The following is a 22,947-nucleotide window of genomic DNA, read 5'->3' as shown; positions in this document are numbered from 1 at the left end:
TACTGAATGGCTAAGCAATCAATGAAAGCACGCGAAGTAAAGCGCGTAGCTTTAGCTGATAAATTCTTCGCTAAACGCGCTGAACTGAAAGCGATCATTTCTGATGTGAACGCTTCCGACGAAGATCGTTGGAATGCGGTTCTCAAGCTGCAGTCTCTGCCGCGTGATTCCAGCCCGTCTCGTCAGCGTAACCGCTGTCGTCAAACAGGTCGTCCACATGGTTATGTGGGCAAGTTTGGGTTGAGCCGTATCAAACTGCGTGAAGCCGCCATGCGCGGTGAAGTGCCAGGCTTGAAAAAGGCTAGCTGGTAATTACCAATTGAATCACGGGAGTAAAGACAGATGAGCATGCAAGATCCGATCGCGGATATGCTGACCCGTATCCGTAACGGTCAGGCCGCGAACAAAGTTGCGGTCACCATGCCTTCCGCCAAGCTGAAAGTGGCAATTGCCAACGTGCTGAAGGAAGAAGGTTTTATCGAAGATTTTAAAGTTGAAGGCGACACCAAGCCGGAACTGGAACTTACTCTCAAGTATTTCCAGGGTAAAGCTGTTGTAGAAAGCATTCAGCGTGTCAGCCGCCCAGGTCTGCGCATCTATAAGAAAAAAGATGAGCTGCCAAAAGTTATGGCTGGCCTTGGTATCGCAGTTGTTTCTACCTCTAAAGGTGTTATGACTGATCGTGCAGCGCGCCAGGCTGGTCTTGGTGGCGAAATTATCTGCTACGTAGCCTAATCGGAGGAAAGAATGTCTCGTGTTGCTAAAGCACCGGTCGTTATTCCTGCCGGCGTTGATGTAAAAATCGACGGTCAGGTTATTACGATCAAAGGTAAAAACGGCGAGCTGACTCGTACCCTCAACAAAGCTGTTGAAGTTAAACATGCAGATAACGCTCTGACCTTCGGTCCACGTGATGGTTTCGTGGATGGATGGGCTCAGGCTGGTACCGCGCGTGCCCTGCTGAACTCAATGGTTGTTGGTGTTACCGAAGGCTTCACTAAAAAGCTTCAGCTGGTTGGTGTAGGTTATCGTGCAGCTATCAAAGGGAATGCAGTAGGCCTGTCTCTGGGCTTCTCACACCCTGTTGAGCATCCGCTGCCGGCCGGTATCACTGCAGAATGTCCGACTCAAACTGAAATCGTGCTGAAAGGCGCTGATAAACAGCTGATCGGTCAGGTTGCAGCAGATCTGCGCGCCTACCGTCGTCCTGAGCCTTACAAAGGCAAGGGTGTTCGTTACGCCGACGAAGTCGTGCGTACCAAAGAGGCTAAGAAGAAGTAAGGTAACACTATGGATAAGAAATCTGCTCGTATCCGTCGTGCGACCCGCGCACGCCGCAAGCTCAAAGAGCTGGGTGCAACTCGCCTGGTGGTACATCGTACCCCGCGTCATATTTACGCACAGGTAATTGCACCGAACGGTTCTGAAGTTCTGGTAGCTGCTTCTACTGTAGAAAAAGCTATCTCAGAACAATTGAAGTACACCGGTAACAAAGACGCCGCTGCAGCTGTAGGTAAAGCTGTTGCAGAACGCGCTCTGGAAAAAGGCATCAGCAATGTTTCCTTTGACCGTTCCGGGTTCCAATATCATGGTCGTGTCCAGGCACTGGCAGATGCTGCCCGTGAAGCTGGCCTTCAGTTCTAAGGTAGAGGTGTAAGATGGCTCACATCGAAAAACAGGCTGGCGAACTGCAGGAAAAGCTGATCGCGGTAAACCGCGTATCTAAAACCGTTAAAGGTGGTCGTATTTTCTCCTTCACAGCTCTGACTGTAGTAGGCGATGGTAACGGTCGCGTTGGTTTTGGTTACGGTAAAGCGCGTGAAGTTCCAGCAGCGATCCAGAAAGCGATGGAAAAAGCCCGTCGCAATATGATTAACGTCGCGCTGAACAACGGCACCCTGCAGCACCCAGTTAAAGGTGTTCACACGGGTTCTCGTGTATTCATGCAGCCAGCTTCAGAAGGTACCGGTATCATCGCCGGTGGTGCAATGCGCGCCGTTCTGGAAGTTGCTGGGGTTCATAACGTTCTGGCTAAAGCATATGGTTCCACCAACCCGATCAACGTGGTTCGTGCAACTATTGATGGCCTGGAAAATATGAATTCTCCAGAAATGGTCGCTGCCAAGCGTGGTAAATCCGTTGAAGAAATTCTGGGGTAATTGACCATGGCAAAGACTATTAAAATCACTCAAACCCGCAGTGCAATCGGTCGTCTGCCGAAACACAAGGCAACGCTGCTTGGCCTGGGTCTGCGTCGTATTGGTCATACCGTTGAGCGCGAGGATACTCCTGCTGTTCGTGGTATGGTCAACGCGGTTTACTTCATGGTTAAAGTTGAGGAGTAAGAGATGCGTTTAAATACTCTGTCTCCGGCCGAAGGCTCTAAAAAGGCGGGTAAACGCCTGGGTCGTGGTATCGGTTCTGGCCTCGGCAAAACCGGTGGTCGTGGTCACAAAGGTCAGAACTCTCGTTCTGGCGGTGGCGTACGTCGCGGTTTCGAGGGTGGCCAGATGCCACTGTACCGTCGTCTGCCGAAGTTCGGCTTCACCTCTCGCAAAGCAGCGATCACAGCGGAAATCCGTCTGTCTGACCTGGCGAAAGTTGAAGGCGGCGTTGTAGACCTGAACACGCTGAAAGCGGCTAACATTATCGGTATTCAGATCGAGTTCGCGAAAGTGATCCTGTCTGGTGAAGTTTCTACTCCGGTAACTGTTCGTGGCCTGCGTGTTACTAAAGGTGCTCGTGCTGCTATCGAAGCTGCTGGCGGTAAAATTGAGGAATAAGTAGCAGATGGCTAAGCAACCGGGATTAGATTTTCAAAGTGCCAAAGGTGGATTTGGCGAGCTGAAACGCAGACTGCTGTTTGTTATCGGCGCGCTGATTGTGTTCCGTATTGGCTCTTTTATTCCGATCCCTGGTATCGATGCCGCTGTACTTGCCAAACTGCTTGAGCAACAGCGAGGCACCATCATTGAAATGTTCAACATGTTCTCTGGTGGTGCTCTCAGCCGTGCTTCTATCTTTGCTCTGGGTATTATGCCGTACATTTCGGCATCGATTATTATCCAGCTGCTGACGGTCGTTCATCCGGCCCTGGCAGAGCTGAAGAAAGAAGGGGAGTCTGGACGTCGTAAGATTAGTCAGTACACCCGTTACGGTACTCTGGTGCTGGCAATATTCCAGTCGATCGGTATTGCTACCGGTCTGCCGAATATGCCTGGTATGCAGGGCCTGGTATTAAACCCAGGCTTTGCATTCTATTTCACCGCTGTTGTTAGTCTGGTCACAGGGACGATGTTCCTGATGTGGCTCGGCGAACAGATTACTGAGCGTGGTATCGGTAACGGTATCTCAATCATTATCTTCGCCGGTATCGTTGCGGGACTCCCGCCGGCCATCGCCCATACTATCGAGCAAGCGCGTCAAGGCGACCTGCACTTCCTCCTGTTGCTGTTGGTTGCAGTATTAGTATTTGCAGTGACGTTCTTTGTTGTCTTCGTTGAACGTGGTCAACGCCGCATTGTGGTGAACTACGCTAAGCGTCAGCAGGGTCGTCGTGTCTATGCTGCACAGAGCACACATTTACCGCTGAAAGTGAATATGGCGGGGGTTATCCCGGCTATCTTCGCTTCCAGTATTATTCTGTTCCCGGCAACCATCGCGTCATGGTTCGGGGGCGGTACTGGTTGGAACTGGCTGACAACAATTTCGCTGTATTTGCAGCCTGGGCAACCACTTTATGTGTTACTCTATGCGTCTGCGATCATCTTCTTCTGTTTCTTCTACACGGCGTTGGTCTTCAACCCGCGTGAAACAGCAGATAACCTGAAGAAGTCCGGTGCATTTGTACCAGGAATTCGTCCGGGAGAGCAAACGGCGAAGTATATCGATAAAGTAATGACCCGCCTGACTTTGGTTGGTGCGCTTTATATTACTTTTATCTGCCTGATCCCGGAGTTCATGCGTGATGCAATGAAAGTACCGTTCTACTTCGGTGGGACCTCACTGCTTATCGTTGTTGTCGTGATTATGGACTTTATGGCTCAAGTGCAAACTCTGATGATGTCCAGTCAGTATGAGTCTGCATTGAAGAAGGCGAACCTGAAAGGCTACGGCCGCTAATTGGTCGCCTGAGAAGTTACGGAGAGTAAAAATGAAAGTTCGTGCTTCCGTCAAGAAATTATGCCGTAACTGCAAAATCGTTAAGCGTGATGGTGTCATCCGTGTGATTTGCAGTGCCGAGCCGAAGCATAAACAGCGCCAAGGCTGATTATTTCGCATATTTTTCTTGCAAAGTTGGGTTGAGCTGGCTAGATTAGCCAGCCAATCTTTTGTATGTCTGTACGTTTCCATTTGAGTATCCTGAAAACGGGCTTTTCAGCATGGTGCGTACATATTAAATAGTAGGAGTGCATAGTGGCCCGTATAGCAGGCATTAACATTCCTGATCAGAAACATGCTGTGATCGCATTAACTTCGATCTACGGCATCGGCAAGACCCGTTCTAAAGCCATCCTGGCTGCAGCGGGTATCGCTGAAGATGTTAAGATCAGTGAGCTGTCTGAAGGACAAATCGACACGCTGCGTGACGAAGTTGCCAAATTTGTCGTTGAAGGTGATCTGCGCCGTGAAATCAGCATGAGCATCAAGCGCCTGATGGATCTTGGTTGCTATCGCGGTTTGCGTCATCGTCGTGGTCTGCCAGTGCGCGGTCAGCGTACTAAGACCAACGCACGTACCCGTAAGGGTCCGCGCAAACCGATCAAGAAATAATCGGGGTGATTGAATAATGGCAAAGGCACCAGTTCGTGCACGTAAACGTGTAAGAAAACAAGTCTCTGACGGCGTGGCTCATATCCATGCTTCTTTCAACAACACCATCGTTACTATTACTGATCGTCAGGGTAACGCATTGGGTTGGGCAACAGCCGGTGGTTCCGGTTTCCGTGGTTCTCGCAAATCCACTCCGTTCGCAGCTCAGGTTGCAGCAGAGCGTTGCGCTGAAGCCGTAAAAGAATACGGCATCAAGAATCTGGAAGTTATGGTTAAAGGTCCGGGTCCGGGTCGTGAATCTACTGTTCGCGCTCTGAACGCCGCTGGTTTCCGCATCACGAATATTACTGATGTGACTCCGATCCCTCATAACGGTTGTCGTCCGCCGAAAAAACGTCGCGTATAACGCTCGTTTTTTAGGTTAGTTGGAGATAGAAAATGGCAAGATATTTGGGTCCTAAGCTCAAGCTGAGCCGTCGTGAGGGCACCGACTTATTCCTTAAGTCTGGCGTTCGCGCGATCGATACCAAGTGTAAAATTGAACAAGCTCCTGGCCAGCACGGTGCGCGTAAACCGCGTCTGTCTGACTATGGTGTGCAGTTGCGTGAAAAGCAAAAAGTTCGCCGTATGTACGGTGTGCTGGAGCGTCAGTTCCGTAACTACTATAAAGAAGCAGCACGTCTGAAAGGCAACACAGGTGAAAACCTGCTGGCTCTGCTGGAAGGTCGTCTGGACAACGTTGTATACCGTATGGGCTTCGGCGCTACTCGTGCTGAATCACGTCAGCTGGTTAGCCACAAAGCAATCATGGTAAACGGTCGTGTTGTTAACATCGCTTCTTATCAGGTTAAAGCGAATGACGTTGTTAGCATTCGTGAGAAAGCGAAAAAGCAATCTCGCGTGAAGGCCGCTCTGGAGCTGGCTGAGCAGCGTGAAAAGCCAACCTGGCTGGAAGTTGATGCTGGCAAGATGGAAGGTACGTTCAAGCGTCAGCCTGAGCGTTCTGATCTGTCTGCGGACATTAACGAACACCTGATCGTCGAGCTTTACTCCAAGTAAAGCTTAGTACCAAAGAGAGGACACAATGCAGGGTTCTGTGACAGAGTTTCTAAAACCGCGCCTGGTAGATATCGAGCAAGTGAGTTCGACGCACGCCAAGGTGACCCTTGAGCCTTTAGAGCGTGGCTTTGGCCATACTCTGGGTAACGCACTGCGCCGTATTCTGCTCTCATCGATGCCGGGTTGCGCGGTGACCGAGGTTGAGATTGATGGTGTACTTCATGAGTACAGCACCAAAGAAGGCGTTCAGGAAGATATCCTTGAAATCCTGCTCAACCTGAAAGGGCTGGCGGTGAGAGTTCAGGGTAAAGATGAAGTTATTCTTACTCTGAATAAATCTGGCATTGGCCCTGTGACTGCAGCCGACATCACCCACGACGGTGATGTTGAAATCGTCAAGCCGCAGCACGTGATCTGCCACCTGACCGATGAGAACGCAGCTATTAGCATGCGTATCAAAGTTCAGCGCGGTCGTGGTTATGTGCCGGCTTCTGCCCGAATTCATTCGGAAGAAGATGAGCGCCCAATCGGCCGTCTGCTGGTCGACGCATGCTACAGCCCTGTAGAGCGTATTGCCTACAATGTTGAAGCAGCGCGTGTAGAACAGCGTACCGACCTGGACAAGCTGGTCATCGAAATGGAAACCAACGGCACAATCGATCCTGAAGAGGCGATTCGTCGTGCGGCAACCATCCTGGCAGAACAACTGGAAGCTTTCGTTGACTTACGTGATGTACGTCAGCCAGAAGTGAAAGAAGAGAAACCAGAATTCGATCCGATCCTGCTGCGCCCTGTTGACGATCTCGAATTGACTGTCCGCTCTGCTAACTGCCTCAAGGCAGAAGCTATCCACTATATCGGTGATCTGGTACAGCGTACCGAGGTTGAGTTGCTGAAAACGCCGAACCTGGGTAAAAAATCTCTTACCGAGATTAAAGACGTGCTGGCTTCACGTGGTCTGTCTCTGGGCATGCGCCTGGAAAACTGGCCACCGGCAAGCATTGCTGACGAGTAACCGGATCACAGGTTAAGGTTTTACTGAGAAGGATAAGGTCATGCGCCATCGTAAGAGTGGTCGTCAACTGAACCGCAACAGCAGCCATCGCCAGGCTATGTTCCGCAACATGGCAGGTTCACTGGTTCGTCATGAAATCATCAAGACGACCCTGCCTAAAGCGAAAGAGCTGCGTCGCGTAGTTGAGCCGCTGATTACTCTTGCCAAGACTGACAGCGTTGCTAATCGTCGTCTGGCATTCGCCCGTACTCGTGATAACGAGATCGTGGCAAAACTGTTTAACGAACTGGGCCCGCGTTTCGCGAGCCGTGCCGGTGGTTACACTCGCATTCTGAAGTGTGGTTTCCGTGCAGGCGACAACGCGCCGATGGCTTACATCGAGCTGGTTGATCGTTCAGAGAAAGCAGAAGCTGCTGCAGAGTAATCTGCAGTAACGTAAAAAAACCCGCCTCGGCGGGTTTTTTTATATCCGCATTATCCCCACTTCTCTACAATACCTGTATCAATTTTGTTCATCCCCTGGAGCTGATGATGTGGTTGCTTGATCAGTGGGCAGAACGCCATATTCGCGATGCCCAGAATAAAGGCGATTTCGACAATCTTCCCGGGAGCGGCGAACCTCTTGAACTGGAAGATGATTCGCATATTGCGCCTGAACTCCGGGCTGGATACCGTTTGCTAAAAAATGCTGGTTGCCTCCCGCCCGAGCTTGAGCAGCGCAGAGAGGCTGTTGAACTTGTCGATTTGCTAAAAGGGATCCGTCAGGACGATCCTCGACATAAAGAACTTAGCCGCAGGCTTGCCCTGATCGAGCTCAAGCTGCGCCAGGCAGGAATGAGCACGGAATTCCTGCATGGGGAATACGGTGAAATATTGATGAAGAAGATAAACGAGGAGTAGCGATGTACCGTATCGGTGAACTTGCAAAGCTCGCGAACGTAACGCCGGACACTATCCGATATTACGAAAAGCAGCAGATGATCGATCATGAGGTACGCACGGAAGGCGGCTTTCGGCTTTATAGCGATAACGATCTGCAGCGTCTGAGATTCATACGCTACGCCCGACAGCTTGGCTTCACGCTTGATTCGATCCGCGAGTTATTATCGATCCGCATCGATCCTGAGCATCACACTTGTCAGGAATCCAAAAGCATCGTGCAAGCCCGGCTTGATGAAGTTGAAGCCCGTATTCTGGAACTGCAAGCCATGCAGCGCTCTTTGCAAAGGTTAAATGATGCCTGCTGCGGAACGACTCATAGCAGTATTTATTGTTCAATTCTGGAAGCCCTTGAACAGGGAGCCAGTGGAGAAACTCGGGGATGTTGATTTTTAATCTACTCGGGTCTAGACTTCCGTCGTCATAAACCATGCTCAGGAGAAATTATGAGCCGCTATCAGCACACGAAGGGACAAATTAAAGATAATGCCATCGAGGCTTTACTTCACGACCCGCTTTTTCGACAGCGCGTTGAAAAGAATAAAAAAGGGAAGGGGAGTTATCTGCGTAAAGACAAACATGCAAAACGGGGTAACTGGGAGGCCAGTGGCAAGCAAGCGAATCGCTTATTTACCACTGGCCTTCCTGCTTTTAACTACTGATTAAACGCGGTTATTCTGCTCTTTTAACAGATCGCGAATTTCACTCAGTAACACTTCTTCTTTCGTTGGTGCAGGCGCTGCTGCTGGCTCTTCTTTTTTACGGTTGAGCCGGTTAATCAGCTTGATAGCCATAAAGATAGCAAACGCCACAATCACGAAATCAAATACGTTCTGGATAAACACGCCGTAGTGCATTACTACTGCCGGGATATCACCCTGGGCTTCACGCAGCGTGAACGCGAACTGTTTGAAATCAATGCCCCCGATTAGCAGCCCTAAAGGTGGCATGATGATGTCCGCTACTAATGATGAAACAATCTTGCCGAATGCCGCACCAATAATGACACCCACTGCCAAATCAACCACGTTCCCGCGCATCGCAAATTCGCGAAATTCTTTAATAAAACTCATTATGTTCTCCTTGTGCCAGCTGACGACTATAAGTTTAACAAATGATTAGCCAATTGCCATGCGGGATAATTAAACGTTATGAAAATAAAAGGCACAGAAATAAAGAGGGTAAAGTGCGGGGCTCTATTGAGAGCCCCGACGTATTAAAGGAAGAATGGACTAGGCTGGAATAAACGTTCGACGTCGGTAATAAATTTTTTATCGGTAAGGAACATAATTACGTGGTCGCCTTGCTCAATACGCAAATTATCATTGGCGATCATAACGTCATTCCCGCGCACTACGGCGCCGATAATAGTGCCCGGCGGCAGCTTAATTTCGTCGATGGCGCGGCCCACAACGCGTGACGTGGTTTCATCTCCATGAGCTACCGCTTCAATGGCTTCTGCCACCCCGCGACGCAGAGATGAAACGCCGACAATGTCCGCTTTACGTACATGGCTCAGCAGAGCGGAAATGGTCGCCTGCTGCGGTGAAATGGCAATATCAATAACGCTGCCCTGAACCAGGTCGACATACGCCTTGCGCTGGATAAGTACCATGACCTTCTTTGCTCCCATACGTTTGGCGAGCATGGCGGACATAATATTCGCCTCGTCATCGTTCGTGACGGCAATAAAGAGATCAACTTGATCAATATGCTCTTCAGCCAATAATTCCTGATCCGACGCGTCACCATAAAATACGATCGTATTTTGCAGTTTTTCCGCCAGCTCAGAAGCACGCTGTTGATCGCGCTCGATCAATTTCACGCTGTAGTCTTTTTCCAGCCTTCGCGCCAGGCCCGCGCCGATATTGCCACCGCCGACCAGCATAATGCGTTTATAAGGCTTTTCGAGACGCTGCAACTCACTCATCACCGCACGAATATGCTGAGAGGCCGCAATGAAGAAGACCTCATCCCCCGCTTCGACAATCGTGGAGCCTTGAGGACGAATAGGTCTGTCGTGGCGGAAAATGGCGGCGACGCGCGTATCGATATGCGGCATGTGCTCACGCATTGTGGAAAGCGCATTGCCGATCAACGGGCCGCCGTAATAGGCCTTAACGACGGCAAGACTGACCTTACCTTCGGCAAAGTTCACCACCTGCAGTGCGCCTGGATATTCGATCAGACGATAGATATTGTCGATAACCAGCTGTTCTGGCGCGATGAGATGGTCAATAGGAACCGCTTCTGAATTAAAGAGCTTCTCAGCATCGCGGACATAGTCCGGAGAACGGATGCGCGCGATTCGGTTAGGGGTGTTGAAAAGCGAGTAGGCCACCTGACAGGCCACCATATTGGTTTCGTCAGAACTGGTCACCGCAACGAGCATGTCTGCATCGTCGGCGCCCGCCTCGCGTAGCACGCGCGGGTGTGAACCATGGCCCTGCACAACGCGAAGGTCAAATTTGTCCTGTAAAACGCGCAGACGATCCCCGTTGGTATCAACGATTGTGATGTCGTTGTTTTCGCCAACCAGGTTTTCCGCCAGCGTTCCGCCCACTTGTCCTGCGCCCAGAATGATAATTTTCATATCTCGTGACCTGTTCTCAACATCACTCTTTGATTAGCTTAGCGTAAAAGAAGCCATCGCCTTCTTCCGCGCCCGGCAGGTTTTGCTGACCCGGGCATTCAGGCGTTCCCGTATCGCGCAGCGTTGCGTCCGGGGTACGTTTAAGGAAGGCCGCGATTTGCTGGCTGTTTTCTTCTGGCAGTACGGAGCAGGTTGCATAAACCAGCGTGCCGCCTGGTTTAAGATGTGGCCAGATTGCGTCAAGTATGTCCGATTGCAGTTGGGCAAGTTCCTTGATATCGCGATCGCGGCGCAGCCACTTGATATCCGGATGGCGACGAATCACGCCTGTTGCAGAGCAGGGCGCATCCAGTAAAATGCGGTCAAACTGGGTTTCACCACACCATTCTGCGGGCTTGCGTCCGTCGCCCTGCTTAACCTGAGCCTTCATGCCCAGACGCTTGAGGTTGTCGTAGACGCGTGACAGGCGCTGCTCATCGACATCCACGGCCATTACGCTGGCCTGCGGAGCCACTTCAAGAATGTGCGTTGTTTTTCCGCCAGGCGCGGCGCAAAGATCGAGGATCTGTTCCCCGTTTGCTGGTTCAAGCCAGGTCATGCAACCCTGAGCCGAGGCATCCTGTACGGTCACCCAGCCTTCATCAAAACCAGGTAAAGCATGTACCGGTGCAGGGGAGGCTAAACGCACGGCATCCGGATAGGCTGCATGCGTGAATCCACTCATTCCGGTTTCTTCCAGTAATGCCAGCCATGCGTCACGGGTGTGGTGATTACGGTTGACGCGTAACCACATCGGTGGGCGTTGATTATTCGCTTCGGCAATGTTTTGCCATTGCTGCGGATACGCTTTTTTAAGACGATTCAGCAGCCAGTCCGGGTGAAGAAAACGTGTTTCGCTTTGTGCAAATTCAGCCAGTAGCTCATCCTGCTGACGCTGGAACTGACGCAGTACGCCGTTGATCAGCCCTTTCAACTGAGGGCGTTTAATCGCAACGGCACCTTCCACCGTTTCAGCCAGCGCGGCGTGAGGTGGAATGCGGGTATGAAGAAGCTGATAAAACCCCACCATAATCAAATAATGTACGGTGCGCTGTTTGCCTGTCATTGGGCGCGACATCAGCTTATTAATGAGCCACTCAAGCTGAGAAAGGGTGCGCAGGACGCCAAAGCAGAGTTCCTGGACCAGAGCTTTGTCTTTATCAGATACCTTTTGTTGCAGGGGAGGCAGGATGTTACTCAATGACTGGCCCTGCTCGATAACCTGCTCAACGGCTTTGGCCGCCATACTGCGTAGATTTTGTTTTTTCATAACTATAAAAATAAAAATGCCCGGAAACACCGGGCTTTAAGCATATATTGGATTAGGCAAGACGATTACCCGGTATAAACCATTCGCGACGGGAATTTAATAGATCCTGAGCGCTCATGGCTTTCTTACCGGCCGGTTGCAGCGATTCAAGATTCAGGATCCCTTCTGCTGTCGCAACCTGGATACCGTTCTTGCTGGCGTCGATAATCGTGCCGGGTTCAGCAGCTGTATTGCCATTAATGACTGACGCTTTCCAGACTTTCACTGGCTGCTCATCAATCTCCATCCAGCTCATCGGCCACGGATTAAAAGCGCGGATGCAGCGTTCAAGTTGAGCGGCAGACAAGGACCAGTCGAGCCGGGCTTCTTCTTTACTCAGTTTTTCAGCATATGTCACCAGCGCCTCATCCTGAACTTCCGGTTTCGCCGTATTGTCAGCAAGCTGCTGCAGCGTCTCGATAAGCCCTTGCGGACCGAGGCCTGCCAGTTTGTCATACAGCGTAGCGCTGGTATCGTCTGCAGTAATAGGGCACGCCAGTTTATGCAGCATGTCGCCAGTGTCTAAACCTACGTCCATCTTCATGATTGTGACGCCGGTTTCAGCATCCCCCGCCCACAGGGAGCGCTGGATAGGTGCCGCACCACGCCAGCGCGGGAGCAAGGAGCCATGCACGTTGATACAACCCAGACGAGGCATATCAAGCACCGCTTTTGGCAGAATTAAACCGTAAGCCACCACGACCATTACGTCGGCGTTCAGGTCAGCAACCAGCTGCTGATTTTCCTGAGGGCGTAAGGATGCGGGCTGGAAAACAGGAAGCCCATGCTCTTCTGCCAGCACCTTTACCGGGCTCGGCATCAGTTTTTTACCGCGACCAGCCGGACGGTCCGGCTGGGTAAAGACGCCGACAACCTGGTGACCAGAAGATAACAGCGCGTCAAGATGACGCGCTGCAAAATCAGGGGTTCCCGCGAAGATAATACGTAGTGTTTTAGACACGATGATCCTTGTATCCGGGGGGACGTTATGCGCGAGAGCGCAAACGATCCAGTTTCTCTACTTTTTGACGAATACGCTGCTGTTTCAACGGCGAGAGGTAATCGATAAACAGCTTACCGACCAGGTGATCCATCTCATGCTGAATGCAAATTGCCAGCAGGTCATCTGCTTCCAGTTCGAACGGATTACCGTCACGATCCAAAGCGCGAATTTTCACTTTTTCGGCACGTGGCACCAAAGCGCGCTGTTCCGGAATAGAAAGACAACCTTCCTCAATGCCCGTTTCACCGCTCTTCTCAAGCAATTCAGGGTTGATCAGCACCAGACGCTCATCGCGATTTTCAGAAACGTCGATCACGATAATACGCTTGTGAATGTCTACCTGCGTCGCCGCCAGGCCAATGCCTTCTTCGGCGTACATGGTATCGAACATATCATCAACGATACGCTGGATTTCTGCATTCACTTCTTTAACCGGTTCAGCGACGATGCGAAGGCGCTCGTCCGGAATATGTAACACTTGCAAAACTGCCATAAATTTCCAGAGTCGTGTTCAGGAGTTGATAAGAATATTACTTCTATTCTAGACAAATCCCGGGTCGATTGACAGCATCAGTGACCAATCGCAATGATTGCGCAGGCCGCTTATGGCAGGGGGAAAGGATGACGTCTATCGAGATATGGCTACGGCTAATACACACAGGTTCATTATGTGGCGATGGAATGCTGGAAGCGGCTGCACGGCTGCACAAGCAAAAAAATATCGATGCTTCCGCTGTCAGAGACGCTGGGCTGTCAGCAAAACAGGCTGAACGGTTCTTTGCCCCAGATGAGGGTGAGCTGGAGCGTAGTCTGGTGTGGCTTGAGCAGCCGGGAAATCATTTATTAACGGCAACCCATCCGCTTTATCCTCCTTTACTTCGAGCAATTCCTGATTATCCCGGTGCATTATTCGTAAAAGGAAACCCTGAAACGCTTAATGCTGCCCAGCTGGCGGTCGTGGGTAGCCGTGCGCCGTCATGGTATGGAGAACGATGGGGGAAAATTCTGTGCGAACAACTTTCGCAAAGTGGTTTCACAATCACCAGCGGACTGGCCTGCGGTATAGACGGTGTTGCTCACAACGCCGCGCTTTCTGTAAAAGGGCGTAGCGTGGCCGTACTGGGGAACGGCCTGTTTAGCATTTATCCCCGACGGCATCAGGCGTTGGCTATGCGGCTTATCGAAGCTGACGGGGCGATAGTGTCTGAGTTCCCTCTTTCGGCGCAGCCCCGGCCGGCAAACTTTCCGCGTCGTAATCGAATCATCAGCGGGCTTAGCCAGGGTGTATTGGTCGTTGAAGCGGCAGTGCGAAGCGGCTCGCTGGTCACTGCACGATGCGCGCTCGATCAGGGGAGGGAGGTTTTCGCCTTACCCGGCCCGATTGGTAACCCGGGGTGTGAAGGACCACACTGGCTGATAAAGCAGGGTGCGACGCCGGTAACAGAAGCGCGGGACATTCTTGAAAATTTGCAATATGGCTTGCAATGTCTGCAGCAAGATCCCGAAAAGCGACATTATTCATCAGATCAGGGAAAGGTGGCATTGCCATTTCCCAAGCTCCTGGCTAACGTAGGAGATGAGGTAACACCTGTTGACGTTGTCGCTGAACGTGCCGGCCAACCTGTGCCAGTAACGGTAGCACAGCTACTCGAACTGGAGTTAGCAGGGTGGATCGCAGCTGTACCCGGCGGCTATGTCCGATTAAGGAGGGCATGCCATGTTCGACGTACTGATGTATTTGTTTGAGACTTACATCCATAACGAAGCAGAAATGCGAGTGGATCAGGACAAATTGACACAGGATCTTACCGATGCGGGGTTTGAGCGGGAAGATATCTATAATGCGTTGATGTGGCTGGAAAAACTGGCTGATTATCAGGAAGGCCTCGCCGAACCGATGCAGCTTGCTTCTGACCCGTTGTCAGTACGCATTTATACCGCAGAAGAGTGTGAAAGGCTGGACGCCAGCTGCCGGGGATTCATCTTATTCCTTGAGCAGATTCAGGTGCTGAACCTCGAAACGAGAGAAATGGTGATAGAGCGTGTCATGGCGCTGGATACGGCAGAATTTGAATTGGAAGATCTGAAATGGGTGATTCTGATGGTTCTGTTTAATATCCCGGGCTGTGAAAATGCCTATCAGCAAATGGAAGAATTACTCTTTGAAGTGAATGAAGGTATGCTGCATTAATTCTATGTGTAGCACCAAGAGTTGTTATGGCCAAATCAGCACTATTCACGGTGCATAAAAATGAGCCCTGCCCGCAGTGCGGGGCTGAACTTGTTATTCGGTCCGGGAAACACGGCCCGTTTCTCGGTTGTTCACACTATCCGGAATGTGATTATGTCCGTCCTCTGAAAAGCCAGGCGGATGGACATATCGTCAAAATTCTGGAAGGACAGCTATGTCCTCTTTGTGGTGGTGAACTAGCGCTACGTCAGGGCCGTTTCGGTATGTTTATTGGCTGTAGCCGTTATCCGGAATGTGAGCATACGGAACAAATTGATAAGCCTGATGAAACGGCGATTGCGTGTCCTCAGTGTCAGCGCGGTCAGCTGGTACAGCGCCGTTCCCGCTATGGTAAGACCTTCCATTCCTGCGATCGCTACCCTGAATGCCAGTTCGTTATCAATTTCAAACCGGTAGCGGGCGTCTGCACTCATTGCAACTATCCGCTACTTATCGAGAAGAAAACGGCGCAAGGTATGAAACGCTTCTGCGCCAGCAAACAATGTGGAAAGCCGGTTACGGCGGATCAAAATAGTGAATAATAACCTGCCATCAGGCTCCATTGCGCATGCTGTGGACGTGCTGAAAAATGAAAAAGTCATCGCCTATCCAACTGAAGCTGTTTTTGGGGTCGGTTGCGATCCTGACAGCGAGACGGCTGTGAGCCGCCTGCTTGCCTTAAAACAAAGACCCGTAGAGAAAGGGTTGATTTTGATAGCTGCGAATTACGAGCAGCTTAAGCCCTACATTGATGACTCTATGCTGACACCGGCGCAGCGCGAGACTATTTTCTCCGCATGGCCCGGACCGGTGACCTTTGTTTTCCCGGCGCAGCCGACAACACCGCGCTGGCTGACTGGACGCTTTGATTCCCTCGCCGTTCGCGTCACCGATCATCCTCTGGTGGTTGAGCTTTGCCTGGCATTTGGTAAACCGCTGGTCTCAACCAGCGCCAACCTGACCGGATTGCCACCTTGTCGTACAACTGAAGAAGTGCTGGCACAGTTCGGAAATGACTTCCCGGTTGCTGTTGGAGAGACGGGAGGGCGCCTGAATCCGTCTGAAATTCGCGACGCTTTGACCGGCGAACGTTTTCGCCAGGGGTAATCTCATGGAAACCTATGCTGTTTTTGGTAATCCGATTGCACACAGCAAGTCACCTCTGATCCATCAGCAATTTGCGGAGCAGCTGCAGATAAATCATCCCTATGGCCGCGTACTGGCACCGGTAGATGCATTTATTCCAACGCTTGAGGCTTTTTTCGGCGCAGGTGGTAAAGGTGCGAATGTGACGGTTCCTTTTAAAGAGGAAGCTTTCGAACGTGCTGATGAACTGACCGAGCGCGCTTCTCTTGCCGGTGCAGTAAATACCCTAAAACGGCTTGAGGACGGACGTCTTCTGGGCGACAACACCGACGGAATAGGGTTGCTGAGCGATCTGGAACGACTGTCGTTTATTAAACCCGGGTTCCGGGTCCTGCTGATTGGTGCGGGTGGCGCATCGCGGGGAGTACTGTTACCTCTGCTTTCCCTGGACTGTGCGGTGACCATTACCAACCGAACTTTTTCCCGGGCAGAAGCGCTGGCGGCGTTGTTTGCGCATACCGGCAGCGTAAGTGCGGTAGCGCTTGACGATCTTGCCGAACGTGAATTCGATCTTGTCATTAATGCCACATCCAGCGGCATCAGTGGCGAGATCCCGGCGATCCCCGCTTCGCTGGTCAGCGCGCACATGTACTTCTATGACATGTTCTATCAGAAAGGGAATACGCCCTTCCTGAACTGGTGCGAACAACACGGTGCGAAACAGTTAGCCGATGGGCTGGGAATGCTGGTGGGGCAGGCTGCGCATGCGGTACTGCTCTGGCACGGGGTGTTGCCTGCAGTCGAGCCGGTCATTGAAAAGCTAAAGCAGGAGCTTTCGGCGTGAATCAGGCTATTCATTTCCCGGACAGAGAGAGCTGGGATGAGCATAAGCAGGCGGTCTGTTTTCCGGTGCTGGTGCAGGGTATGCAGCTTACCTGTGCCATCCATGGAGAAGCGCTGTTACATCGTTTTGGCGGCACAGACCCGATAGCCGTTTTTTGCGAAAATCGCTGGGATCTGGAAGAGGAAGCCAGCGATTTAATCCGCGAGCAGCAGGAAGACGATCAGGGTTGGGTTTGGTTATCCTGATCCAAATAGTCATTCTTCCATTTTACGTAGTTGTTCGCCGAGTATTTTAATCCTTCGATCTCTGCCTCCTTCAGGGGGCGGATCTGTTTTACCGGGCTTCCCAGATAGAGATAACCACTTTCCAGACGTTTGTTCTGCGGAACCAGGCTACCGGCCCCAATCATTACGTCTTCTTCTACTATCACGCCATCCAGCAAAATCGATCCCATGCCAACAAGCACCCGATTACCGATAGTGCAGCCGTGAAGCATCACTTTATGTCCGACGGTAACATCTTCTCCAATGATGAGGGGATTGCCCTCCGGGTTATAAGAGGATTTGTGCGTAACATGCAGAACGCTACCGTCCTGAATATTGGTACGGGCACCGATCGACACATAATTTACATCTCCCCTGATGGCGACGAGCGGCCAGATACTGACGTCATCGGCCATTCGGACATCACCAATGACCACGCTGGTGGCATCGATCATCACGCGATCGCCTTTTTGGGGGAACAGATCTTTATAAGGGCGTAACACTGCAGACATAACTACCTCTAAGGATGAGCGCTATACGGAAGACTTGATCATATTATTGGATCGAGGCAAGGCAAAATGCGTCAATATTTAAGCAGATCGGGCGGGATTTCAGCGAAAAGCGCGGAAAATCAGCAGTCGAAAAAAAAGATCTAAAAAACACTTGTGCTAAAAATTGGGATCCCTATAATGCGCCTCCATCGACACGGCGGATGTGAATCGCTTCACAGTTAACCCGGTCGGTTGAAGAGAAAAAATCCTGAAATAACGGGTTGACTCTGAAAGAGGAAAGCGTAATATACGCCACCTCGCAACGGTGAGCGAAAGCCGCGTTGCACTGCTCTTTAACAATTTATCAGACAATCTGTGTGGGCACTCAAAGTGACATGGATTCTTAACGTCCTCGGACGAAAAATGAATACCAAGTCTCTGAGTGAACATACGTAATTCATTACGAAGTTTAATTCACGAGCATCAAACTTAAATTGAAGAGTTTGATCATGGCTCAGATTGAACGCTGGCGGCAGGCCTAACACATGCAAGTCGAACGGTAGCACAGAGAGCTTGCTCTCGGGTGACGAGTGGCGGACGGGTGAGTAATGTCTGGGAAACTGCCTGATGGAGGGGGATAACTACTGGAAACGGTAGCTAATACCGCATAACGTCGCAAGACCAAAGAGGGGGACCTTCGGGCCTCTTGCCATCAGATGTGCCCAGATGGGATTAGCTAGTAGGTGGGGTAACGGCTCACCTAGGCGACGATCCCTAGCTGGTCTGAGAGGATGACCAGCCACACTGGAACTGAGACACGGTCCAGACTCCTACGGGAGGCAGCAGTGGGGAATATTGCACAATGGGCGCAAGCCTGATGCAGCCATGCCGCGTGTATGAAGAAGGCCTTCGGGTTGTAAAGTACTTTCAGCGGGGAGGAAGGCGGTGAGGTTAATAACCTCATCGATTGACGTTACCCGCAGAAGAAGCACCGGCTAACTCCGTGCCAGCAGCCGCGGTAATACGGAGGGTGCAAGCGTTAATCGGAATTACTGGGCGTAAAGCGCACGCAGGCGGTCTGTCAAGTCGGATGTGAAATCCCCGGGCTCAACCTGGGAACTGCATTCGAAACTGGCAGGCTAGAGTCTTGTAGAGGGGGGTAGAATTCCAGGTGTAGCGGTGAAATGCGTAGAGATCTGGAGGAATACCGGTGGCGAAGGCGGCCCCCTGGACAAAGACTGACGCTCAGGTGCGAAAGCGTGGGGAGCAAACAGGATTAGATACCCTGGTAGTCCACGCCGTAAACGATGTCGACTTGGAGGTTGTGCCCTTGAGGCGTGGCTTCCGGAGCTAACGCGTTAAGTCGACCGCCTGGGGAGTACGGCCGCAAGGTTAAAACTCAAATGAATTGACGGGGGCCCGCACAAGCGGTGGAGCATGTGGTTTAATTCGATGCAACGCGAAGAACCTTACCTACTCTTGACATCCAGAGAACTTAGCAGAGATGCTTTGGTGCCTTCGGGAACTCTGAGACAGGTGCTGCATGGCTGTCGTCAGCTCGTGTTGTGAAATGTTGGGTTAAGTCCCGCAACGAGCGCAACCCTTATCCTTTGTTGCCAGCGGTTAGGCCGGGAACTCAAAGGAGACTGCCAGTGATAAACTGGAGGAAGGTGGGGATGACGTCAAGTCATCATGGCCCTTACGAGTAGGGCTACACACGTGCTACAATGGCGCATACAAAGAGAAGCGACCTCGCGAGAGCAAGCGGACCTCATAAAGTGCGTCGTAGTCCGGATTGGAGTCTGCAACTCGACTCCATGAAGTCGGAATCGCTAGTAATCGTGGATCAGAATGCCACGGTGAATACGTTCCCGGGCCTTGTACACACCGCCCGTCACACCATGGGAGTGGGTTGCAAAAGAAGTAGGTAGCTTAACCTTCGGGAGGGCGCTTACCACTTTGTGATTCATGACTGGGGTGAAGTCGTAACAAGGTAACCGTAGGGGAACCTGCGGTTGGATCACCTCCTTACCTTAAAGAACCTGCCTTTGTAGTGCTCACACAGATTGTCTGATGAAAAGTAAACAGCAAGGCGTCTTGCGATTGAGACTGACACGTCCCCTTCGTCTAGAGGCCCAGGACACCGCCCTTTCACGGCGGTAACAGGGGTTCGAATCCCCTAGGGGACGCCACTTGCTGGTTCGTGAGTGAAAGTCACCTGCCGTCATATCTCAAAACTGACTTGCGAGTCATGTTTGAGATATTTGCTCTTTAAAAATCTGGATCAAGCTGAAAATTGAAACGACACATCTTTAATGGTGTGTTCGAGTCTCTCAAATTTTCGCAATCAGAAGTGAAACATCTTCGGGTTGTGAGGTTAAGCGACTAAGCGTACACGGTGGATGCCCTGGCAGTCAGAGGCGATGAAGGACGTGCTAATCTGCGAAAAGCGACGGCGAGGTGATATGAACCCTTGACCCGTCGATGTCCGAATGGGGAAACCCAGTGCAATTCGTTGCACTATCGTTAACTGAATACATAGGTTAACGAGGCGAACCGGGGGAACTGAAACATCTAAGTACCCCGAGGAAAAGAAATCAACCGAGATTCCCCCAGTAGCGGCGAGCGAACGGGGAGCAGCCCGGAGTCTGAATCAGCTTGTGTGTTAGTGGAAGCGTCTGGAAAGTCGCACGGTACAGGGTGACAGTCCCGTACACGAAAATGCACAGGTTGTGAACTCGAAGAGTAGGGCGGGACACGTGGTATCCTGTCTGAATATGGGGGGACCATCCTCCAAGGCTAAATACTCCTGACTGACCGATAGTGAACCAGTACCGTGAGGGAAAGGCGAAAAGAACCCCGGCGAGGGGAGTGAAAAAGAACCTGAAACCGTGTACGTACAAGCAGTGGGAGCACCTTCGTGGTGTGACTGCGTACCTTTTGTATAATGGGTCAGCGACTTATATTCTGTAGCAAGGTTAACCGTATAGGGGAGCCGCAGGGAAACCGAGTCTTAACTGGGCGTTAAGTTGCAGGGTATAGACCCGAAACCCGGTGATCTAGCCATGGGCAGGTTGAAGGTTGGGTAACACTAACTGGAGGACCGAACCGACTAATGTTGAAAAATTAGCGGATGACCTGTGGCTGGGGGTGAAAGGCCAATCAAACCGGGAGATAGCTGGTTCTCCCCGAAAGCTATTTAGGTAGCGCCTCGTGAACTCATCTTCGGGGGTAGAGCACTGTTTCGGCTAGGGGGCCATCCCGGCTTACCAACCCGATGCAAACTACGAATACCGAAGAATGTTATCACGGGAGACACACGGCGGGTGCTAACGTCCGTCGTGAAGAGGGAAACAACCCAGACCGCCAGCTAAGGTCCCAAAGTCATGGTTAAGTGGGAAACGATGTGGGAAGGCACAGACAGCCAGGATGTTGGCTTAGAAGCAGCCATCATTTAAAGAAAGCGTAATAGCTCACTGGTCGAGTCGGCCTGCGCGGAAGATGTAACGGGGCTAAACCATGCACCGAAGCTGCGGCAGCGACACTATGTGTTGTTGGGTAGGGGAGCGTTCTGTAAGCCGTTGAAGGTGTGCTGTGAGGCATGCTGGAGGTATCAGAAGTGCGAATGCTGACATAAGTAACGATAAAGCGGGTGAAAAGCCCGCTCGCCGGAAGACCAAGGGTTCCTGTCCAACGTTAATCGGGGCAGGGTGAGTCGACCCCTAAGGCGAGGCCGAAAGGCGTAGTCGATGGGAAACAGGTTAATATTCCTGTACTTGGTGTTACTGCGAAGGGGGGACGGAGAAGGCTATGTCAGCCGGGCGACGGTTGTCCCGGTTTAAGCGTGTAGGTGTGTGTTCCAGGCAAATCCGGTTCACTTTAACACTGAGGCGTGATGACGAGGCACTACGGTGCTGAAGTGATAAATGCCCTGCTTCCAGGAAAAGCCTCTAAGCATCAGGTAACACGAAATCGTACCCCAAACCGACACAGGTGGTCAGGTAGAGAATACCAAGGCGCTTGAGAGAACTCGGGTGAAGGAACTAGGCAAAATGGTGCCGTAACTTCGGGAGAAGGCACGCTGATATGTAGGTGAAGTCCCTGCGGACGGAGCTGAAATCAGTCGAAGATACCAGCTGGCTGCAACTGTTTATTAAAAACACAGCACTGTGCAAACACGAAAGTGGACGTATACGGTGTGACGCCTGCCCGGTGCCGGAAGGTTAATTGATGGGGTTAGCGGCAACGCGAAGCTCTTGATCGAAGCCCCGGTAAACGGCGGCCGTAACTATAACGGTCCTAAGGTAGCGAAATTCCTTGTCGGGTAAGTTCCGACCTGCACGAATGGCGTAATGATGGCCAGGCTGTCTCCACCCGAGACTCAGTGAAATTGAACTCGCTGTGAAGATGCAGTGTACCCGCGGCAAGACGGAAAGACCCCGTGAACCTTTACTATAGCTTGACACTGAACACTGGTCCTTGATGTGTAGGATAGGTGGGAGGCTTTGAAGCGTGGACGCCAGTCTGCGTGGAGCCGTCCTTGAAATACCACCCTTTAATGGCTGGTGTTCTAACGTGGACCCGTGATCCGGGTTGCGGACAGTGTCTGGTGGGTAGTTTGACTGGGGCGGTCTCCTCCCAAAGAGTAACGGAGGAGCACGAAGGTTAGCTAATCCTGGTCGGACATCAGGAGGTTAGTGCAATGGCATAAGCTAGCTTGACTGCGAGAGTGACGGCTCGAGCAGGTGCGAAAGCAGGTCATAGTGATCCGGTGGTTCTGAATGGAAGGGCCATCGCTCAACGGATAAAAGGTACTCCGGGGATAACAGGCTGATACCGCCCAAGAGTTCATATCGACGGCGGTGTTTGGCACCTCGATGTCGGCTCATCACATCCTGGGGCTGAAGTAGGTCCCAAGGGTATGGCTGTTCGCCATTTAAAGTGGTACGCGAGCTGGGTTTAGAACGTCGTGAGACAGTTCGGTCCCTATCTGCCGTGGGCGCTGGAGAATTGAGGGGGGCTGCTCCTAGTACGAGAGGACCGGAGTGGACGCATCACTGGTGTTCGGGTTGTCATGCCAATGGCACTGCCCGGTAGCTAAATGCGGAAGAGATAAGTGCTGAAAGCATCTAAGCACGAAACTTGCCCCGAGATGAGTTCTCCCTGAGACTATAAGTCTCCTGAAGGAACGTTGAAGACGACGACGTTGATAGGCCGGGTGTGTAAGCGCAGCGATGCGTTGAGCTAACCGGTACTAATGAACCGTGAGGCTTAACCTTACAACGCCGAAGCTGTTTTGGCGG

General features: G+C 51.6%; 29 protein-coding genes, 1 tRNA gene and 2 rRNA genes. 26 read left to right on the top strand and 6 right to left on the bottom strand.

From position 1 onward, the window contains the following. Nucleotides 1–6 precede the first annotated feature (6 nt). The 17 genes from rpsN (at nucleotide 7) to IB212_RS20955 (ending at nucleotide 8,448) form a co-directional block, all read left to right on the top strand. Nucleotides 7–312 (top strand): 30S ribosomal protein S14, encoded by a 306-nt coding sequence (gene rpsN, locus IB212_RS21035; protein ID WP_003863291.1) that lies wholly within the window; start codon nucleotides 7–9, stop codon nucleotides 310–312. Nucleotides 313–342: 30 nt separating this feature from the next. Then, nucleotides 343–735, top strand: coding sequence for a 30S ribosomal protein S8 (gene rpsH, locus IB212_RS21030; RefSeq protein WP_006178918.1), 393 nt, complete (start codon nucleotides 343–345; stop codon nucleotides 733–735). Nucleotides 736–747: 12 nt separating this feature from the next. After that, nucleotides 748–1,281 carry a 50S ribosomal protein L6 gene (gene rplF, locus IB212_RS21025; RefSeq protein WP_003863296.1) on the top strand — a complete coding sequence of 178 codons (534 nt, stop codon included), beginning with the start codon at nucleotides 748–750 and terminating at the stop codon, nucleotides 1,279–1,281. Between the two features lie 9 nt (nucleotides 1,282–1,290). Continuing rightward, entirely contained in the window at nucleotides 1,291–1,644 is a 354-nt protein-coding gene (gene rplR, locus IB212_RS21020) for a 50S ribosomal protein L18 (protein ID WP_003863297.1), read from the top strand. A gap of 14 nt (nucleotides 1,645–1,658) precedes the next feature. Next, complete coding sequence (gene rpsE, locus IB212_RS21015) at nucleotides 1,659–2,159, top strand: 30S ribosomal protein S5 (RefSeq protein ID WP_003863299.1); 501 nt, start codon at nucleotides 1,659–1,661, stop codon at nucleotides 2,157–2,159. Nucleotides 2,160–2,165: 6 nt separating this feature from the next. After that, complete coding sequence (gene rpmD / locus IB212_RS21010; protein WP_003863301.1) at nucleotides 2,166–2,345, top strand: 50S ribosomal protein L30; 180 nt, start codon at nucleotides 2,166–2,168, stop codon at nucleotides 2,343–2,345. 3 nt (nucleotides 2,346–2,348) lie between these two features. Next, the gene (rplO, locus tag IB212_RS21005; protein ID WP_014885468.1) at nucleotides 2,349–2,783 is read left to right on the top strand and encodes a 50S ribosomal protein L15; all 435 of its coding nucleotides are present in this window, start codon (nucleotides 2,349–2,351) and stop codon (nucleotides 2,781–2,783) included. A 7-nt stretch (nucleotides 2,784–2,790) separates the two neighbouring features. Beyond that, a complete protein-coding gene (secY, locus tag IB212_RS21000; protein WP_003863305.1) occupies nucleotides 2,791–4,122 on the top strand; it encodes a preprotein translocase subunit SecY in 1,332 nt (443 codons plus the stop codon). A gap of 31 nt (nucleotides 4,123–4,153) precedes the next feature. Beyond that, nucleotides 4,154–4,270, top strand: coding sequence for a 50S ribosomal protein L36 (rpmJ, locus tag IB212_RS20995; protein ID WP_000868187.1), 117 nt, complete (start codon nucleotides 4,154–4,156; stop codon nucleotides 4,268–4,270). A gap of 146 nt (nucleotides 4,271–4,416) precedes the next feature. Beyond that, nucleotides 4,417–4,773 carry a 30S ribosomal protein S13 gene (rpsM, locus tag IB212_RS20990; protein WP_013099021.1) on the top strand — a complete coding sequence of 119 codons (357 nt, stop codon included), beginning with the start codon at nucleotides 4,417–4,419 and terminating at the stop codon, nucleotides 4,771–4,773. 16 nt (nucleotides 4,774–4,789) lie between these two features. Next, nucleotides 4,790–5,179 (top strand): 30S ribosomal protein S11, encoded by a 390-nt coding sequence (gene rpsK, locus IB212_RS20985; protein WP_003863312.1) that lies wholly within the window; start codon nucleotides 4,790–4,792, stop codon nucleotides 5,177–5,179. A 32-nt stretch (nucleotides 5,180–5,211) separates the two neighbouring features. After that, a complete protein-coding gene (gene rpsD, locus IB212_RS20980) occupies nucleotides 5,212–5,832 on the top strand; it encodes a 30S ribosomal protein S4 (protein ID WP_004868345.1) in 621 nt (206 codons plus the stop codon). A gap of 25 nt (nucleotides 5,833–5,857) precedes the next feature. After that, nucleotides 5,858–6,847 carry a DNA-directed RNA polymerase subunit alpha gene (locus IB212_RS20975; RefSeq protein ID WP_002919219.1) on the top strand — a complete coding sequence of 330 codons (990 nt, stop codon included), beginning with the start codon at nucleotides 5,858–5,860 and terminating at the stop codon, nucleotides 6,845–6,847. A gap of 40 nt (nucleotides 6,848–6,887) precedes the next feature. Beyond that, entirely contained in the window at nucleotides 6,888–7,271 is a 384-nt protein-coding gene (rplQ, locus tag IB212_RS20970; protein ID WP_001216368.1) for a 50S ribosomal protein L17, read from the top strand. A gap of 107 nt (nucleotides 7,272–7,378) precedes the next feature. After that, nucleotides 7,379–7,747, top strand: coding sequence for a DUF1992 domain-containing protein (locus IB212_RS20965; RefSeq protein WP_045630324.1), 369 nt, complete (start codon nucleotides 7,379–7,381; stop codon nucleotides 7,745–7,747). A gap of 2 nt (nucleotides 7,748–7,749) precedes the next feature. After that, the gene (gene zntR, locus IB212_RS20960) at nucleotides 7,750–8,175 is read left to right on the top strand and encodes a Zn(2+)-responsive transcriptional regulator (protein ID WP_188246099.1); all 426 of its coding nucleotides are present in this window, start codon (nucleotides 7,750–7,752) and stop codon (nucleotides 8,173–8,175) included. 57 nt (nucleotides 8,176–8,232) lie between these two features. Next, nucleotides 8,233–8,448, top strand: a complete 216-nt coding sequence (locus tag IB212_RS20955) for an alternative ribosome-rescue factor A (protein ID WP_188246098.1) — start codon at nucleotides 8,233–8,235, stop codon at nucleotides 8,446–8,448. Here IB212_RS20955 and mscL read toward each other — a convergent pair whose 3' ends face one another. The 5 genes from mscL to def form a co-directional block, all read right to left on the bottom strand. Next, nucleotides 8,449–8,859 (bottom strand): large-conductance mechanosensitive channel protein MscL, encoded by a 411-nt coding sequence (gene mscL / locus IB212_RS20950; protein WP_028014631.1) that lies wholly within the window; start codon nucleotides 8,857–8,859, stop codon nucleotides 8,449–8,451. Nucleotides 8,860–9,002: 143 nt separating this feature from the next. Then, nucleotides 9,003–10,379, bottom strand: a complete 1,377-nt coding sequence (gene trkA / locus IB212_RS20945; protein WP_014885463.1) for a Trk system potassium transporter TrkA — start codon at nucleotides 10,377–10,379, stop codon at nucleotides 9,003–9,005. Nucleotides 10,380–10,401: 22 nt separating this feature from the next. Continuing rightward, nucleotides 10,402–11,688, bottom strand: a complete 1,287-nt coding sequence (gene rsmB, locus IB212_RS20940; RefSeq protein ID WP_188246097.1) for a 16S rRNA (cytosine(967)-C(5))-methyltransferase RsmB — start codon at nucleotides 11,686–11,688, stop codon at nucleotides 10,402–10,404. Nucleotides 11,689–11,740: 52 nt separating this feature from the next. Beyond that, the gene (gene fmt, locus IB212_RS20935; protein WP_047363717.1) at nucleotides 11,741–12,688 is read right to left on the bottom strand and encodes a methionyl-tRNA formyltransferase; all 948 of its coding nucleotides are present in this window, start codon (nucleotides 12,686–12,688) and stop codon (nucleotides 11,741–11,743) included. Between the two features lie 25 nt (nucleotides 12,689–12,713). Beyond that, nucleotides 12,714–13,223, bottom strand: coding sequence for a peptide deformylase (gene def / locus IB212_RS20930; protein WP_006812188.1), 510 nt, complete (start codon nucleotides 13,221–13,223; stop codon nucleotides 12,714–12,716). 128 nt (nucleotides 13,224–13,351) lie between these two features. Here def and dprA point away from each other — a divergent pair, with 128 nt between their 5' ends. From dprA to IB212_RS20900, 6 genes are read left to right on the top strand one after another with little or no spacing between them, the layout of a single operon-like run. Then, entirely contained in the window at nucleotides 13,352–14,476 is a 1,125-nt protein-coding gene (dprA, locus tag IB212_RS20925) for a DNA-protecting protein DprA (RefSeq protein WP_188246096.1), read from the top strand. After that, a complete protein-coding gene (gene smg / locus IB212_RS20920) occupies nucleotides 14,448–14,921 on the top strand; it encodes a DUF494 family protein Smg (RefSeq protein WP_008503477.1) in 474 nt (157 codons plus the stop codon). The genes dprA and smg overlap by 29 nt, the downstream gene beginning before the upstream one ends. Nucleotides 14,922–14,947: 26 nt before the next feature. Beyond that, nucleotides 14,948–15,502: a type I DNA topoisomerase gene (locus tag IB212_RS20915; protein ID WP_045630330.1), complete on the top strand. Its 555-nt coding sequence runs from the start codon at nucleotides 14,948–14,950 to the stop codon at nucleotides 15,500–15,502. Then, nucleotides 15,495–16,067: an L-threonylcarbamoyladenylate synthase type 1 TsaC gene (tsaC, locus tag IB212_RS20910; RefSeq protein WP_045630331.1), complete on the top strand. Its 573-nt coding sequence runs from the start codon at nucleotides 15,495–15,497 to the stop codon at nucleotides 16,065–16,067. The genes IB212_RS20915 and tsaC overlap by 8 nt, the downstream gene beginning before the upstream one ends. 4 nt (nucleotides 16,068–16,071) lie before the next feature. Next, nucleotides 16,072–16,890 carry a shikimate dehydrogenase gene (gene aroE / locus IB212_RS20905; RefSeq protein WP_188246095.1) on the top strand — a complete coding sequence of 273 codons (819 nt, stop codon included), beginning with the start codon at nucleotides 16,072–16,074 and terminating at the stop codon, nucleotides 16,888–16,890. Beyond that, the gene (locus IB212_RS20900; RefSeq protein ID WP_028014624.1) at nucleotides 16,887–17,135 is read left to right on the top strand and encodes a DUF1488 domain-containing protein; all 249 of its coding nucleotides are present in this window, start codon (nucleotides 16,887–16,889) and stop codon (nucleotides 17,133–17,135) included. The genes aroE and IB212_RS20900 overlap by 4 nt, the downstream gene beginning before the upstream one ends. Here IB212_RS20900 and IB212_RS20895 read toward each other — a convergent pair. After that, nucleotides 17,111–17,665, bottom strand: coding sequence for a gamma carbonic anhydrase family protein (locus tag IB212_RS20895; protein WP_028014623.1), 555 nt, complete (start codon nucleotides 17,663–17,665; stop codon nucleotides 17,111–17,113). The genes IB212_RS20900 and IB212_RS20895 overlap by 25 nt on opposite strands. 470 nt (nucleotides 17,666–18,135) lie before the next feature. Between IB212_RS20895 and IB212_RS20890 the strand changes: the two genes are divergently transcribed. The 3 genes from IB212_RS20890 to IB212_RS20880 all read left to right on the top strand — a co-directional run bounded on the left by IB212_RS20890 (nucleotide 18,136) and on the right by IB212_RS20880 (nucleotide 22,923). Beyond that, nucleotides 18,136–19,675 (top strand): 16S ribosomal RNA (locus IB212_RS20890). A gap of 85 nt (nucleotides 19,676–19,760) precedes the next feature. Then, nucleotides 19,761–19,836 (top strand) — tRNA-Glu (locus IB212_RS20885). A gap of 183 nt (nucleotides 19,837–20,019) precedes the next feature. Further along, a 23S ribosomal RNA gene (locus tag IB212_RS20880) occupies nucleotides 20,020–22,923 on the top strand. The 16S and 23S rRNA genes sit together here with 1 tRNA gene alongside, the layout of an rRNA operon. Nucleotides 22,924–22,947: the final 24 nt, after the last annotated feature.

Origin of the sequence: Enterobacter sp. E12 (assembly GCF_014596715.2) — a bacterium.
In the GTDB taxonomy this organism is placed as follows: Bacteria; Pseudomonadota; Gammaproteobacteria; order Enterobacterales; family Enterobacteriaceae; genus Enterobacter; species Enterobacter bugandensis.
This window is presented reverse-complemented; position numbering and strand designations above follow the sequence as displayed.